Here is a 15223-nt window from a genome sequence, read left to right on the forward strand (position 1 = left end):
GTATCATTTTGCAAAAAATTATGATTATTGAAGATGCAGAAGTGATTCGTGAAGAGCTTCAAATTTTTTTAAGCCGTTATGGTTATGAGGTTGAAGCACCAACGGATTTTTCAAATATTGTAGAACAGGTAGAAACGATCAAGCCACAATTAATTTTATTAGATATTAATTTACCTGTTTTTGATGGATATTATATTTGTAAAGAAGTGCGAAAATCATCTGATGTTCCAATTATTGTCGTAACGAGTCGAGATAGTGAGCTAGATGAGTTAATGAGTATGAATTTAGGCGCTGATGATTTTATTACCAAACCGTATAATACGCAAATTTTATTAGCGCGCATCTCATCCATTTTAAAACGAACGTATGGTTCTTTGTCGGCAAGTGAGACGCTTTGTTATAAAGGTCTGACGCTGAATTTGTCGAATGGAAGTATCACTTATGAACAAAAGACGATGGAGCTTACAAAGAATGAACTGAAAATTTTAGGATGTCTCATTAAAAATCAGGGCCAAATTGTCTCGAGGGATGTTTTGATGGAGCATTTATGGAAATCAGATTTATTTGTTGACGATAATACGTTGTCGGTGAATGTGACACGTCTTCGAAAAAAACTAGAGGAAATTGGTCTTAAGGATGCGATTGAAACGCGTCGTGGGCTAGGGTACATCATGCCATGAGATTCGTTGATTATGTAAAGAATCATGTTACCTTTTTAGTCATTCAAATGTTAGTTTTTTTAGTTATTTTAATGTTTATGCTTATTGCTAAAGTGAGCGGAGTCGTTATTTTTTTAGTTGGATGTTTATGGTTTATTCCAGTTATCTCTTATATGCTGATTGAATACTTTAAGTGGCGACGTTACTTTAATCAATTGGAGTCGGTCTTAGAAGAACTTGAGGAGAAATATTTAGTGGCAGAGGTGGTTGAAGAGCCAGAATTTTTAGAAGGCCAACTTTTTCACAGTTTATTGTATGATATTACGAAATCGATGCATGAAAATGTCAATAAATACGAAGAACTTGAAACGGAATATCGGGAATATATTGAGACATGGGTTCATGAAATTAAAACGCCGATTGCTTCTTTGAAATTGATTCTTGAAAATAATGAAAGTGACGTGGCACGTCGTGTTGAGGATGAAGTGAAAAAGGTGGAAGCTTTTATTGAACAGGCACTCTATTATGCGAGAAGCAATGATGTCAGTAAAGATTATGTGATTAAAGAGTTTGAGTTGAAATCTGTTGTGATGAAGGTGATTCGTCAAAATTCACGAGACTTTATTTTAAAGAAAGTTTCCGTCGATTTAGGTGAAATTGAGGGTTGCTTATTGAGTGATCTAAAGTGGGTTGAATTTATTATTAATCAATTAGTGGTGAATGCCATTAAGTATTCAAAACCTGAGAATGCTGTGGTTAAGATTTCATCAAACGTGCATAATCAGCAAATTATTTTAAGGATTGAGGATAATGGGGTAGGCATTAGTGAGAAAGATTTAGGACGTGTTTTTGATAAAGGATTTACAGGTGAAAATGGTCGTATTTTTGGTAAGTCGACGGGAATGGGACTTTATTTGTGCCAAAAACTGTGTCATAAGTTAAGTATTGGGATTCATCTCGATTCGGAAGTGAACAAAGGAACGACTGTTAAATTGATTTTTCCACAAGGAAATTTATTAATTTTTAAATAATTTCCTCTAAAAATTGCCATACTGTAACTATTAAAGTTGCATTTTAGGTTGTTTTTTAAGGAGGAAGTGCATCGATGAAGTGGTTGAGGCTAGTTTTATTTCTATCGGTAGGAGTTTTGATATTATCAGGGTGTGCGAATGAAGTCCCCTCAGAAGAAGTTAAAACGCTGGTTAATCAATTAGTAGAGGATTATCAATTATATTTTCATCAAAGCATTGATTTAAATGATTATTCTGTAGGTGTTTATGAATCAACTGATTTAGCTGAAGAAGACACACAGGTCAATTATAAGGGTGACCGTGTTGGGTTAGTGCTAGATCGTGAACCAAAAGAAAATGATGTGAATCGCATTGTCGGTGAATATATTGAGGGACAATTGATTGGAATTCGTTTTGATATTAATACAAAAGATAGTGAGTATCACGAACAAAGCTTAGAACAATTAGCCGTGAGCTTTTTAAGTGAGCATCAGTTAGCAGATACCGTATCGTTGCTCGATTCATCAAAAGATGGAAATGACGTCATTTACCGATTTGAAGATTTAAATCAACGCATCATTAAAGTTTATGTGAATGAAGATATTCGTCAAGTTGTTGGATTTTTATTAAATGATGGGGCTGATTTATAAAAAAAATCCTGAGTGCATGTGCATTCAGGATTTTTTGACTAGGACTTGAAGTTGGGTGATGGATTTTTCAATCCCATTTTGATCAATACGAGGCATAATCACAAATTCATAAACATCGCTAAGTGGGGTTAGTCGTTGTTTAGAGATAAACTCTTCTAGTTGACTATAATAGATTTTATTGTTTCCATAATGATCGTCATAAAATAATGTCGCATAGGTTCCCGCTTCTAATGTTGTGTTTGAAGAGGTAGAATCTAATAGTTTAATGAGCATTTGATCGTACTGAACACGATTTTCTGATTTTAAAATCTCATAGTTGGCTTCCAGTACGAGTTCAGAGTTATGACGACCATATTTAGTTTCCATATCAAGTACGACATTTCGGATGTTGATTTCAACTTCAATTTCATTTTTTGAAACGTAGTTGTAGCGAATAAAGTGACGACTGTCTTCGCTTTTTAAAAAGGGTTTATTTAGGCCAAAGGTTTCAACTTCAGATAACCTTGCCTGTAGATTGTTGATGTGTTGTTCAATTTCTTGAAGTTCAATTATTTTTTGTTTGATTTGAAGTTTTTGCTTATTTAAAACGTCTGTTAAAGCGAATAAGTCGAGGTCTTTTTTTATTAATACTTTAATTTCATCTAGTGTCATGCCAAGTGCTTTTCCATGTTTGATGAAGTCAATTTTAACGAATTGCTGAATCGAGTAGTAGCGATATCCCGTTTTAGGGTTAGTATAAGCAGGACTTAGAAGTCCAATTTTATCGTAATGTCTTAATGTTTGGATGGAAAGGTTGTACATGTTCGCAATTTCACCAATTGTAAAATAGGTAGACATGTCTCTTCAACTCCTTAGGCATAAGTTTCGATAGCGTTAGTTGTTAGTTGAGTCATATTGGTTCTGAAATAGAAGGTCAGCATCGTGAAAAGTTCTGAGACGAGTAGACTTGCCCAAATACCATGAATGCCAAAAAGGAATGACAGGATGAGTAGGACAACGGGTAAAAAGATGATACAGCGACAAGCACAAATCCAGTTTGAGTATTTTGGTTGTTCAATCGCTTGATAATAGATGGTAGTCGCTAAATTGATGCCAATTACGGTGAAGGCAAGGTTGACGATATTAAGCCCGATATAGGTCATATTAATAATTTGTGCATCTTGGGTGAAAATACTGATCATTTGACGTCCTAAGAAGAAACAGAGCCCAATAAAGATGAGATTAATGATACAAGATGTGATAATGGTTAATCGATAGTATTTTAACATGGTGTGAGGTTCTTTGGCTCCAAAATGGTAGCTTAAAAGAGGTTGTGCTCCGAATGCTAAACCAAGTAATAGCATGTAGATTGGAGTGGTCAGGTAGTTGGTGATGCTGTATGAGGTGATGGCTTGTTCACCAACGGTTTGGATTAGGGCGATGTTTGTCAGAAAGATAATAATGGAAAAGGCGGCTTCAGCAAAGAAGGATGGGAATCCAATACTTGAAAATTCTTTGATGACGGTAAAGTCTAATTTGACGTTTCCAAAGCTTAGCGATCCACGTTTTTTGATGAAGTGTGGAAGTAGAATTGCTACGGTTACGATTTGTCCAAGCCCTGTTGCGATGGCAGCACCACGTAATCCCATTTGAAGCGGGAAAATGAAGAGATAATCAAGGGTGATGTTAGTGATGGCTCCAAGGATGGTTGCTATCATCGCTAGTTTTGGACGACTGTCATTTCGGATAAAACTATTTAAGGCAATTCCAATGATGTTTGGAATGCAAAATAGTGAATAGAATCTGAGGTATGTTTTAGCATCGCTCATTAAATCAGGGGTTGCACCAAGTCCTTTGACAATAGGACCTGTGAAGATAACACAAATAAAACTAATCACCAAGCTAATGATGAGTAAAAATTTAAAGACTTGCCTAAACAGGTGGTTAGCTTTTTGGGGGTCATTGTTTCCGAGATTTTTGGAAATTAAAGCGCCACCACCAACAGCAAACATAGTTGCCATTCCAAATAACATGATGGTTAGAGGAATGACAAGATTAATGGCAGCCAGGGCTGTGTCTCCAACTCCAGCTCCGATGAAGATTCCGTCAATGACGGTGTATAGGGAAGCTACGAACATGGCTAGTGCTGAGGGAATGGCATAGCTTAAAAACTTTTTAGTCATTTTATCAACTCTCCTTTTCTATCATGTTTTATTGTAAACTGTATAGTAAGTGGAGAGTCAATGACTTTTTTAAAAAAGCAAAAGGACGGAGTGCTTTTGCAGGTCAATTAATCTAGATTAAGCTCATCTCTTAAGGCATTAATTTCTTCTTGTAAGGTGACAAGGCTGTTGTAAATATTACTGATATCGGTTTGAAAGGCCGCTTGACGTTTTTTAGTATTGATTTCATTTTGACGCGCTTGTTGGAATAGGGTTTGTTCGACAATATTCCCAATGGTGACTCCAATGTCGATTAAGGCACCTCCCACAAGTTGTTGCTCATTAGTATTTAATTGAGTTGCGATTAAAATAGAAATGACAGTAATGACAAGAATATATTCAATAGGGTCTAATGCCCCAATAAAAGCAAAAAATTCAGAGTTGGTAAATCCATAGAGATAGTTTGTTTTATCTGGTGAGTAGTATTCATAATTACTAGATCCTAAAAGAAAAGTATCAGGGCTTATTTTTTTTGAACCTGCTGTTCCTCCAATGCCACTGCCTACAATTCCAATTCGCTCATCAGTATCATTGGATGAAGTCGTATTAGCTGAATTAGTACTAGCCGAAGTCGTATTAGTTGAACAATCACAAGATGAAGCAGTCTGATTTGAAGAGGCATCAGATGAAGTAGAGGTGTTAGAGTTACCGTTAGACGTAGAGGATTCAGTTGAACAAGAGCGAACATCAGATTTATTTTGAAGGGATGATTGGGAAAGCAGTGCTTGTGTTTGTGAAATAAATAAATTCATATCATCGATTTTATCTGATAAGGCTTCAATCAGTTGATGGGTCATTTCTTCTTCGGGTGTAGATTCAGGAATTTCTTCTACGGTCTTATTTAATTTTGAACGAAATTGTTTTAATTGACTCTCTTTCACGCTCATCCCCTCTTTTCATAAAAATTCAAACTAATTCACTTATATCATATGCCTAATAGTCTTAACATGTCTTCCAAGTTTTTATAAAAGTGATTTTAACGGATTAAAAAAAGCACTAATCAGTGCCTTTTTTAGTCCTAAAGAAAATGAAGATATGATATAGCAATAAGACTAGATCATTAGGAAATGCTGTCCTATCTATCAATGATTTTTATCTTGTTTGAGTAACGATTTAAATTTCATTATTTTAAGATATTTTCTAATCCAATTCGATTAATATTCACATGGATATCGAGTGTGACATCTAAGTTTTTTATAAAATCGGCATAGTTATCTCTAATTTTTGGATATGCTTTAGCATCTTTTTTCCAAACTTTATCACCTATCCTAAATAAATCAACATTAAATTCTTTCATTGACTTGGTGATGGTTTGCTCACAGTCAAATTTAATTTGATTTTCAATTTCTTTTTCTAATTGCCGGATATCGTCATCATTTAAGCTATTTACGTTATCGGCAAACGTAAAGGCTTTGATATCTCCTTGGGTTTTAATGATTATTTTTAAACTAAATTGATCTCCTTCTTGTTCAACTTTAATAGTTGATTTTAAGTTGTAGAGTGATACATTAGCATATTTAAGTTTTTCTATCTTTGCCGTGTAATGAGTTGAATCAAGCTTATTTCTAATTATAGCCAGACCCTTTGTTTCATTTTGATTAAGATAGCCAATCAATTTTTTATTGAGAAATAATGCCGTGCCATCAAGTTTAATTGGAGCAGTATTTGAAATTTCGGAAGATGAATGACTATCATTTTTTTCACTAGAACTTCCATTGACAGCAGTCTCGCTACTAGATTTCTCTTGTGTTAAAGAAACAACTGGTAAAATAGGAGAAAGGGTTTTGCTAAGATATCCTTGCATCGCTTCGAGGTAAGAGAGTTCTATCCCTTCCCCTGTAAGTCGAGAGTTTTTTAATAAATTAGTAATCCCGACAGCAGGAGTAATCCCTTCTGTGATATTTAACTTTAATAATTCGGAAGCGGGGCCTTTAGTTGTGACAATCATTAGATTAGCACTCGTTTCGCTAAAGTTACTTAAAAAATCCATGATTTCTTGGAAACAGTTTTTTGAAGCAGATTCTCCTAAAATAATAATACGTGTATCTCCATAAAAGAAACTATTACCAATCGATAATGTTGCATTTTGTAAGGCTTCATACATACTTTCCCCTGTAGCATTTACTAGTTTGGTATTGGATTGAGTAGGATCAATGGTAGTGGGACTACTTCCTCCCTGTGGTGTAAATAGTTGAATAGACAAATTGTATTCACCATTTTGGGCATCATAATCTATTCCTATAACCTCTACAATTAATCTCTCACTCAGAGGTTTTATATTGGTGCAGGCTGTTAAAAAACAGAAGATAAAAGAAGAGAAGATTAGTTTTTTTATCATGAGTAAGATTCCTTTTTAAAAATTTTTTGGATGATAAGCAATAGTAGAGGGAAAAAGATGAGACAAGTGATAAATAGGACCGTATGAATAAGAAAAATAGATTCTGCTAATGAAATATTAAAGAAATAATTACGATATAGGCTGACAATAAATAAAATGATTGAAGTCATTAAAAGAAGAAATTTATGATATTTAGCAGGAACTAAATATTTTAAGAGATGGATAGATAACCACAGATTTAAAGAGATTCTAATAAATCCGGTAAAGACCCAAATCCCCATATATAAGGAATCAAGTCTTTGGAAAATTGAAAATTTAGCGACAGTTGCAATAGAGTAGGAGGGATATTGTTGGACATAGGCGTATTCGCCAAGAACAGCAATTGTCATGAAGATTAAGAGTGCGTGTGACACGGTGTAAGATCCTAAGAATCCACCAACCACTTTTTTATTACTTCCATTAAAAAACGGCAGTAAATAAATAAGCGCAACTAATTCGATATTTCTAATTGAGATGGTCCATGCACGTTTTATGATGGTTAAGATTGGATTTTCTAAAATGGGTCTAAAATTATCAAAATCAATATTAGACATGGAAAAGAAGGTAATAAGAAGAATCCCTATAATAATCATGGGTAAAAGGAGTGAAGCTGTTTTGGCGATTGTTTCTAGTCCATTTATGGCAGCATACATGCAAAAAATTAACATGCTAAACAGAATAATTGCCGAACTAGTAGTTGGAAAAATAGTAGTTGTCATAAAGGTTCCAAACTCGGTTAATGAAATAAAGGTAGTGAGAATAAAAAAGACAAAAAGTACAAGATAAATCAGCTTATTTAAAAATGGAGAAATATCTTGAGCGATTGCCATAAGGTTACGTGAATGATTTTTTTTTAACAATAAAAATACAGGAATTAAAAATAGTAGGTTGATTATATCAGCTATTACAATGGCGTATAAACTGGCTTCTAGTGCTTGTTCACTATTGGTATAGGTTAAAAGTGAGTAGTGTCGACAGAAGAATAATAATATGACTAATTGGGCGGTACTCAATGGTTTTTTCATGGATATCATCCTTATCTTTAGTCTTCATTAGATGAATGGTTAACATTATCCATCGAAGAATTCGTGTGCTTAAGACTAAACCTCAATATTGTATCTTTTAGGGCTTTAAATTTTAATGGACTTAATGGAGTCATATAAGAATAACCTGTATTATGGAGAGCGCATAAATTGATGAATAGTCCGCATATACCGAGTGCAATCCCGTATAAACCAAGAGCAGCTCCTAATAAAATAAAAGTCATTCTTAAAAAAGAGGATGGAACATGTAATGAAGGGATAACAAATTCTGAAATGGCTGTTAGTGCAATAATCATGACCATTGGTGTACCGACAAGTCCAGCTTGAACAGCAGCATCACCTATTACCAAAGCACCAATAATACTAACTGCGGTCCCAACTGGCCGAGGTAGACGCAGTCCAGCTTCACGCATAATCTCGTAGATTAAGGCAATGATTAAAGCTTGATAGATTAAAGGAAAAGCAGTTGTTTGCTCTGAAGTAGCAATTCTGTAGAGTAAGATTTCAGGCAGTAGTTCGGGATGATGATTTCCAAGTGCAACATAGAGCCCAGGTAGTAAGGTAGTGAGGATAAAGGCAATATATTTAATGATACGTAGAAATGATACGTAAACAGGTTGAGTCGTATAATCGTCAAGATTTTGAAAATGATCAGAAAAAAAGAAAGGTAAGAAAATAGCGAAGGGTGACCCATCTACTAGAAGCACAATTCTTCCTTCTGAAAGTTTAGAACAAACAAAATCTGGTCTTTCGGTTGTACCGATGTCTGAAAAGATTGAAAAGGGTTTACCTTCTAAAAAGGGAATCAGGTAACCTGTATCCAGAATAACGTCTAAATTGATTTTATTTAGCCTATCCTTAATATAAGCTAATAATTCAGGATCTGCTTTATCGGTTAAATACATCAGACAAACATCTGTGTTGCTCTTTTTTCCGACTTGTAGTAATTCAAATTTTAAATGATTAGATTTTAATCGTCGTCTAACCATTGTCATGTTAATTCGAATGACTTCACAAAATCCCTCCCTAGAACCACGTATATTAGTTTCACCTGACGGTTCATCGGGGGATCTAAATGCATAGCCGACCATAGAGAATGCAATGGCTTCTTGATATCCATCAATTAGAATGGTGACTGATCCGGACATAATCATATGAAAGATTTCCTCATAAGTTGAAATCTCCTTAATATCAACTCCCATCGCGAGGTGATCTTTAATAAATGAACTTAGATTTGTTTTTTTTATGTCGTTTAATTCTAAGTTCATCATTGGGGCTAGAACCATTTCAGATAGCTGAGTCATATCGACCATAGATTCTATTGTAATAAATGCAATCTTTCGTCCTTTAATCGTCGTCTCTTTTATAACTAAATCAGCCGAATCATGATATTTTTCTTTTAATCTTTGGAGCGTTTCAGTTAAATTCTTTGAAAGTAGTTCAGCGTTAGTACTTGAATGAGCGGGTTTATATTGATAAAGTGAGGGGTTCTTCAAATAAGATAGTTTACTTCGGATAAATTTGAACATATCGTCACCTATTTTCATTTTTTGTCTATATATTTTTTGAATTATTTAGAAATCTATTCTAAAAAAGACAATAGAAGATATGAATTACCATAAAATTTTCTTTAAATTTGTGTCATGTGACAATAATGAAAGATTCGATTTCTCTTGCTTCAACAGATAAACGGGATTTTAATTGTTTAAATTTCTTGAATAAAAAAATATGTTTTTAACATGATATTTACGACATTCCAAGTATTTCTACATTTAAATTAGCGAATTCATTGAATCTATTTATGAAAACCTTTATAATAGGAGTGATATAAAAGGAAATAATTTGAAAAAGAATGTATATACTTAAATGGTATTGGGGATACCTATTAGTATCGAAATCTTTAAGTAGAAAGTGGGGTTTCTGTTAGAACTTAACAGGTGATTTTATGAGAATTATTGAAATGGATAGGTTAGTTAAAATTTATGATGAAGTTGATACAGTGGGGAGTCCCTCGTGGTATACTAATTTATTAGAGTTGGCTTGCGGTTTTTTTGAATATAAAGTGAATGAAAATACTTGGTACGTAACGGAAAAAGTGAAACAACTTTTAGATGTTGAGGGGCATTCAAATCGTCATTCTAAATCTCAAAGTTTATTTGAAAATGAATCAATCAATGAAATCATTGAAAGTTTTTTATTGAGTCCAGAGGTTATTCTGACTCAGGATTTATTACTTCGTCATAAACATGAGCCATGGGAAACGTTAATGATAAAATGTGCAAAAGTGTTTGATGATGACAAAGTGTTAGTTGTTCAGGGGATGATTATTGATGTCACCAATAAAAAGCGCCATGATGTCATCGATGGGCAGTTAGAAAAATTACAGGCACTTGGTCAATTAACTAGTGGGGTTAGTCACGACTTTAATAATCAGTTAAATGGGATTTTAGGTTATGTAGCGCTCATGAAAACGATGACAGAAGATGAAACATTGCTTCGTTATATGGATGGGATTGAGCGATCAGTTCGTCATTCAACTGAATTAACGCGTCAGCTATTAGCTTTTTCACATAAACCGGAAAGTAAACGAATGAATATCGATTTAGTTCCCATCGTAAAAGATACAGTTAATATGTTAAAACATACGATTGATCGTCGAATTTGTATCGATTTACAAATTGAACCAGATGAATATTTTATTTTAGGGGATTCTTCGCAGCTTAATAATGCGATTTTAAATTTATGTATTAACGCTCGAGATGCTATTAAAGGTCAGGGGAGAATTGAATTAGTTTTAACACATGCTCAAATGGAGAGCATTCCTGGAAATCTTTTGAATACAAATATTACGCCTAATGACTATGCTATTTTAAAAATCACAGATACCGGTTGTGGAATTGAAGAACGTTTACAACATAAAATCTTCAAACCATTCTTTACAACAAAAGAAGTAGGAAAAGGAACCGGAATGGGACTTGCAGGAGTTGTCGATGCGATTCGCTCACATAATGGAGCACTTACATTAGAGTCAGTCGTTGGGAAAGGAACAACATTTACACTGTATCTTCCAATCAATCATGGAATTGAAGAAGTCATTAACGAAGAATCTATTCCACGGGGTGCGGGGAAGATTTTATTAATTGATGATGAACTATCAAATCTTGAAATTACGGAGGCGTTACTTGAGAGTTTTGGATATAGTGTGGTTGCTTTTTCAGATCCAAAACAAGCCGTTAAACATTATGCTAAAGCAGCAAATCAATATGATTGTATCTTGCTCGATGTTATCATGCCTGGTTTAAGTGGCGTGGAAGCTTTTAAAGCGATTAAGCTCATTAATCCGGATGCTAAAGTTATTTTATTAACGGGAGTTAGTGATCGTTTTGAGTTAGATTTCATTTTACGTCATGGAGTAGATGCATATGTTCCAAAACCGGTAGACCACTATACGTTATCAAGTGGTGTTTATAGTGTTATCAACCCTAAACCATTCGATGTTAAACCAATTAAAGCAGAACAGTTAATTGAGTTATCAATGTCTTTAAATATTTCATATGCTTTAGAACGCATTGCAGGAAACGTTAGGTTATATTTACGCATCGCTCATAATTTTAGAAAACATTTCTATATGATTGTAGAACATCTACCTCAGTTGATTGAATCGAACTTAGAAGATGCTATTCGAACGGTTCATACGATTAAAGGGTTATCCGCACAACTAGGAGCAGATGAGTTATACGAATATAGTCGTGAATTAGAATCTGCTTTAAAAGCTGAAGCGGGATTTGAAGATATTTTAAGTATCTTCCTCGAAGAGTTCATGGAAGTAACAGATGAACTAGGGCGTATTGAAGACCAAATTAAACGATAAAGGGTAGAGTTTATACTACCTTTTATTTTTGGTTATACATGGATAATATGTGGATTTTATTTGAAATTTTAAGGGTTTGTGAAGTTCTTTTTTGAGCTATTATTCTAAACAGATGAAATTTGTGGTATAATAACAGAAAAAATTAAATATTGAGGTGTCATTATGATTTACCTATTAGTCATAAGCTTTTGCTTTATTTTAGCGGTAGTAATTACGCCGTATGTGATTAAATTGGCTCATTTTACGAATGCAGTTGACCAACCAAATCAACGAAAAGTTCACAGTAAAGTGATGCCACGAATGGGAGGACTCGCTATTTACATTGCCTTTTTAATTGGATACATGGTATTCAATGTAAAGGGAAAGGCACTGGATGCGAGTGAGATTGCATTTATTGATGCCTACTTTATTGCCTCATTTGTCATTATCGTCACAGGAATGCTCGATGATATGTTTGAACTTCCAGCTAAACCGAAAGCATTGGCTCAACTAGTTGCAGCACTCATTATGGTCTCATACGGTCATTTTATGATTGATAAAATCTACTTGCCGTTTATTCCTGTTATTGATTTAGGCTGGTTAGGCGGAATCGTCACAGTTGTTTGGATTGTTGGGGTGACCAACTCGATTAACTTGATTGATGGATTAGATGGGTTGTCTTCTGGAATTTCTGCGATTTCATTTGGAACCATGGCGTTTTTAGCAGCTTTTCAAGGAGAACTTTTTGTTGCAACGATGTGTTGTTTATTACTAGGATCAACTCTTGGATTCTTAGTGCATAATTTCCATCCAGCTAAAGTGTTTATGGGAGATACAGGATCATTATTTTTAGGATTCTCAGTTTCTGTCTTTTCTTTACTTGGATATAAAAATGCAGCATTCGTCTCATTCATTGTTCCAATTATCGTTTTATCGATTCCAATTTTCGATACGCTATGGGCCATTATTAGACGTACATTAAATGGTCAATCACCGTTTGCACCAGACCGTGGACATGTTCATCATCAATTACTAGATCGTAATTTAGGGCATGTTAAAAGTGTTTTAGTGTTATATGGAATTGCTTTATTATTCTCGTTAACAGCTATTTTATATACTGTTTCATCGAAATTCTATGGATTAGTTATGTTAGTGATTGCGATTGTTGTTGTTGAGTTAGTCTTTAACACAACGGGGTTATTTAGATCAAAATCAAAAAATAAGAAGAAGGCAGAGGAGAAAGTTGAGGGAACGACCTCTTCTGTTGAATAATAGAAATCATGATAACTTAGAGGTGGAGAAAAATGAGAAAACCAATTATTGCTGGAAACTGGAAAATGAATAAAACACGAGATGAGGCGTTACAGTTTATTTATGCGGTTAAAGATAACGTTGTATCATCAGAAACTGTTGAATCAGTTATTTGTGCACCATTTCCATATTTACGTTGTTTAGTGAAACGTCAAGGAAATGCACTTCGTATTGGAGCACAAAATATGCACTTTGAAGAAAATGGTGCTTATACAGGTGAAGTTGCTCCGGATATGTTAAAAGGAATTGGTGTCTCTTATGTTGTGCTTGGTCACAGCGAGCGCCGTGAAATGTTTAATGAGACAGATGAAACAGTTAATAAAAAAGTTCATGCTGCTTTCGCGAATCATTTAATTCCGATTGTGTGTGTCGGTGAATCTTTAGCGGACCGTGAAGGTGGGACAACAAATGAAGTTGTCGATACTCAAACGGTGAAAGCTTTAGAAGGATTAACGCCAGAACAAGTAAAAAATGTTATCATTGCTTATGAACCAATTTGGGCTATTGGAACGGGGCGTACTGCAACAGCTGCACAAGCAAATGAAACCATTGGTTATATTCGCTCAGTTGTTGAACGAGTATATGGAACAGAAGTTTCTGAAGCTGTACGCATTCAATATGGTGGATCAGTTAATCCATCAAATATTAAAGAGTTAATGGCTCAAGAACATATTGATGGAGCATTAGTTGGTGGAGCATCACTTGATCCTCAATCATTCTTAGCTTTAGTTAATTATCAAGGATAAACAAAAGACGTTAGGTGGTAGGCCTAACGTCTTTTTCTTTAATGAGCTATGTATTTAAAAGAGAAGAAAAACACCTTCAATGCCAATCATTTAAGGTTTTCAAAGATATTATATTTTTTTGGATGAGTATTGTAGCCTAGTAGAGTGGATTAACATAACTTATGCTTAGATAGTTGTTACCGGTTGATTGATAGGCATTAATACGTCCTGTTATAACAGAATAGATGGTATAAATGATGATAAAATGACGATGGGAATTTAAGAAAACAAGAGATGAAAAATAAAAAAGATGCCTCTAGTTAGAAATGGCATCTTTTTATTTATTATTTTTCGTGATTACGAATGATGTTAACATCGCATTTTGCATGCTTTACAATATCGAATGAGACGCTTCCAAGTAAGAAACGGTCAAATCCAGATTTATTACTTGCTCCACATACAATTAAGTCTACCTCATATCCCGGAGCAATAACTTCAGCAATTGCAAGCCCTGGTGATGAACTATACGTTTGGACAATCTCAACCTCTTTAACGCCTTGATTCAAAGCCATTTCTTTGTATTTCTCTAATTCTTCATCCATGTAATTTGAGAAATCTTGTTTGAAAATATGAGTGGTTGATAACATTCCAGTTGGATCAATTGGAGTATAGATAATGGTATTTTTTTTAATATGACAAATCGTCAATTTTGAATTAAATACAACAGCAGAATGTATAGCAGAGTTGAGGGCTAATTTTGACTTTTCACTATCATCAACGGCCACTAAGATATTACGATACATGCTGTATCCTCCTTTCGATAGGAACTTCCTAATCTACTATTATTATACACCAAAATAAAGTAAAACGCTATCATTATTTACCTATATATGGTATATAACTAGTATATTCCTTATTAGGAGGATTATTCATTCAATGATTCGTCTAATTCCTTGTTTTTCTTCTCCAAAAAAATCGTGAATAAAATCAATAACACCGCAAAAATAATTTCTCCAGTTGTTGAAATAACCACATGAGGCATCCATTCATCTACAAAATGAATGATCCAAAGTGATGTCAAGAAATCAAGTGTACGATCCAAACGCATCATATTTTGTTTTGAGAGATTCAGTCCAGTACTGAGTGCATGGGTTACAAATTTTTCGAGAGCTTCGATTGGAAAGCTTAATAACATAATAAGAGCTAAATAAGAAAATAATGCCCAGATAGAATTATATTTGATACCAGAAAACCATAACAGTCCAAGAATCGGAAGAACCATGGCAGCCCCTAAGAGCAAAATTCCAGCACTATAGCCCAGAATATTTTTTAAGATTTTCACTTCATACTCCTCCATATAAAAAAGGTAACATCTGTTGATGTTACCTTTAATTATA

The 15223-nt window shown here is 34.3% G+C and carries 14 protein-coding genes; 6 read left to right on the top strand and 8 right to left on the bottom strand.

Going from position 1 to position 15223, the window contains the following annotated elements:
- Positions 1-8: 8 nt before the first annotated feature.
- From J6D32_RS01920 to J6D32_RS01930, 3 genes are all read left to right on the top strand, one after another.
- On the top strand, positions 9-680 hold the full coding sequence (locus tag J6D32_RS01920; RefSeq protein ID WP_006783435.1) for a response regulator transcription factor: 672 nt from the start codon (positions 9-11) through the stop codon (positions 678-680).
- Positions 677-1690, top strand: a complete 1014-nt coding sequence (locus J6D32_RS01925) for a sensor histidine kinase (RefSeq protein WP_129821488.1) — start codon at positions 677-679, stop codon at positions 1688-1690. Before J6D32_RS01920 ends, J6D32_RS01925 begins: the two co-directional genes overlap by 4 nt.
- A gap of 74 nt (positions 1691-1764) precedes the next feature.
- Entirely contained in the window at positions 1765-2319 is a 555-nt protein-coding gene (locus tag J6D32_RS01930) for a hypothetical protein (protein ID WP_006783433.1), read from the top strand.
- 24 nt (positions 2320-2343) lie between these two features.
- On the opposite strand, the gene J6D32_RS01935 is transcribed toward J6D32_RS01930, so the two are convergent.
- From J6D32_RS01935 to J6D32_RS01960, 6 genes are all read right to left on the bottom strand, one after another.
- On the bottom strand, positions 2344-3156 hold the full coding sequence (locus J6D32_RS01935) for a MerR family transcriptional regulator (RefSeq protein WP_006783432.1): 813 nt from the start codon (positions 3154-3156) through the stop codon (positions 2344-2346).
- A 14-nt stretch (positions 3157-3170) separates the two neighbouring features.
- Positions 3171-4481, bottom strand: coding sequence for an MATE family efflux transporter (locus J6D32_RS01940; RefSeq protein ID WP_006783431.1), 1311 nt, complete (start codon positions 4479-4481; stop codon positions 3171-3173).
- A gap of 107 nt (positions 4482-4588) precedes the next feature.
- The gene (locus J6D32_RS01945) at positions 4589-5401 is read right to left on the bottom strand and encodes a hypothetical protein (protein WP_006783430.1); all 813 of its coding nucleotides are present in this window, start codon (positions 5399-5401) and stop codon (positions 4589-4591) included.
- Positions 5402-5643: 242 nt separating this feature from the next.
- Positions 5644-6858, bottom strand: a complete 1215-nt coding sequence (locus J6D32_RS01950; RefSeq protein ID WP_006783429.1) for a Ger(x)C family spore germination protein — start codon at positions 6856-6858, stop codon at positions 5644-5646.
- Complete coding sequence (locus J6D32_RS01955) at positions 6855-7922, bottom strand: GerAB/ArcD/ProY family transporter (RefSeq protein WP_009606822.1); 1068 nt, start codon at positions 7920-7922, stop codon at positions 6855-6857. Before J6D32_RS01955 ends, J6D32_RS01950 begins: the two co-directional genes overlap by 4 nt.
- Positions 7923-7939: 17 nt before the next feature.
- On the bottom strand, positions 7940-9469 hold the full coding sequence (locus tag J6D32_RS01960) for a spore germination protein (protein ID WP_006783427.1): 1530 nt from the start codon (positions 9467-9469) through the stop codon (positions 7940-7942).
- Positions 9470-9885: 416 nt separating this feature from the next.
- Here J6D32_RS01960 and J6D32_RS01965 point away from each other — a divergent pair, with 416 nt between their 5' ends.
- The 3 genes from J6D32_RS01965 (at position 9886) to tpiA (ending at position 13847) form a co-directional block, all read left to right on the top strand.
- Positions 9886-11811, top strand: a complete 1926-nt coding sequence (locus J6D32_RS01965) for a response regulator (protein ID WP_006783426.1) — start codon at positions 9886-9888, stop codon at positions 11809-11811.
- Between the two features lie 162 nt (positions 11812-11973).
- Positions 11974-13062 carry a glycosyltransferase family 4 protein gene (locus J6D32_RS01970; protein WP_006783425.1) on the top strand — a complete coding sequence of 363 codons (1089 nt, stop codon included), beginning with the start codon at positions 11974-11976 and terminating at the stop codon, positions 13060-13062.
- 32 nt (positions 13063-13094) lie between these two features.
- Entirely contained in the window at positions 13095-13847 is a 753-nt protein-coding gene (tpiA, locus tag J6D32_RS01975; RefSeq protein WP_006783424.1) for a triose-phosphate isomerase, read from the top strand.
- Positions 13848-14170: 323 nt separating this feature from the next.
- Here the strand turns inward: tpiA and J6D32_RS01980 are convergent, their stop codons facing one another.
- Together J6D32_RS01980 and J6D32_RS01985 are read right to left on the bottom strand one after the other, a co-directional pair.
- Positions 14171-14629 carry a universal stress protein gene (locus tag J6D32_RS01980; RefSeq protein WP_006783423.1) on the bottom strand — a complete coding sequence of 153 codons (459 nt, stop codon included), beginning with the start codon at positions 14627-14629 and terminating at the stop codon, positions 14171-14173.
- Positions 14630-14751: 122 nt separating this feature from the next.
- Entirely contained in the window at positions 14752-15168 is a 417-nt protein-coding gene (locus tag J6D32_RS01985; protein WP_006783422.1) for a YrvL family regulatory protein, read from the bottom strand.
- Positions 15169-15223 lie beyond the last annotated feature (55 nt).

It is taken from the genome of Turicibacter sp., assembly GCF_017941855.1.
Classification (GTDB): Bacteria; Bacillota_I; Bacilli_A; order MOL361; family Turicibacteraceae; genus Turicibacter; species Turicibacter sanguinis.

What these genes read in the sequence shown, in the direction of transcription:
- J6D32_RS01940 (WP_006783431.1), bottom strand. Translation starts at nt 4,481, where the DNA reads ATGACTAAAAAGTTTTTAAGCTATGCCATTCCCTCAGCACTAGCCATG.
- J6D32_RS01925 (WP_129821488.1), top strand. Translation starts at nt 677, where the DNA reads ATGAGATTCGTTGATTATGTAAAGAATCATGTTACCTTTTTAGTCATT.
- tpiA (WP_006783424.1), top strand. Translation starts at nt 13,095, where the DNA reads ATGAGAAAACCAATTATTGCTGGAAACTGGAAAATGAATAAAACACGA.
- J6D32_RS01980 (WP_006783423.1), bottom strand. Translation starts at nt 14,629, where the DNA reads ATGTATCGTAATATCTTAGTGGCCGTTGATGATAGTGAAAAGTCAAAA.
- J6D32_RS01970 (WP_006783425.1), top strand. Translation starts at nt 11,974, where the DNA reads ATGATTTACCTATTAGTCATAAGCTTTTGCTTTATTTTAGCGGTAGTA.
- J6D32_RS01960 (WP_006783427.1), bottom strand. Translation starts at nt 9,469, where the DNA reads ATGTTCAAATTTATCCGAAGTAAACTATCTTATTTGAAGAACCCCTCA.
- J6D32_RS01965 (WP_006783426.1), top strand. Translation starts at nt 9,886, where the DNA reads ATGAGAATTATTGAAATGGATAGGTTAGTTAAAATTTATGATGAAGTT.
- J6D32_RS01935 (WP_006783432.1), bottom strand. Translation starts at nt 3,156, where the DNA reads ATGTCTACCTATTTTACAATTGGTGAAATTGCGAACATGTACAACCTT.
- J6D32_RS01930 (WP_006783433.1), top strand. Translation starts at nt 1,765, where the DNA reads ATGAAGTGGTTGAGGCTAGTTTTATTTCTATCGGTAGGAGTTTTGATA.
- J6D32_RS01950 (WP_006783429.1), bottom strand. Translation starts at nt 6,858, where the DNA reads ATGATAAAAAAACTAATCTTCTCTTCTTTTATCTTCTGTTTTTTAACA.
- J6D32_RS01955 (WP_009606822.1), bottom strand. Translation starts at nt 7,922, where the DNA reads ATGAAAAAACCATTGAGTACCGCCCAATTAGTCATATTATTATTCTTC.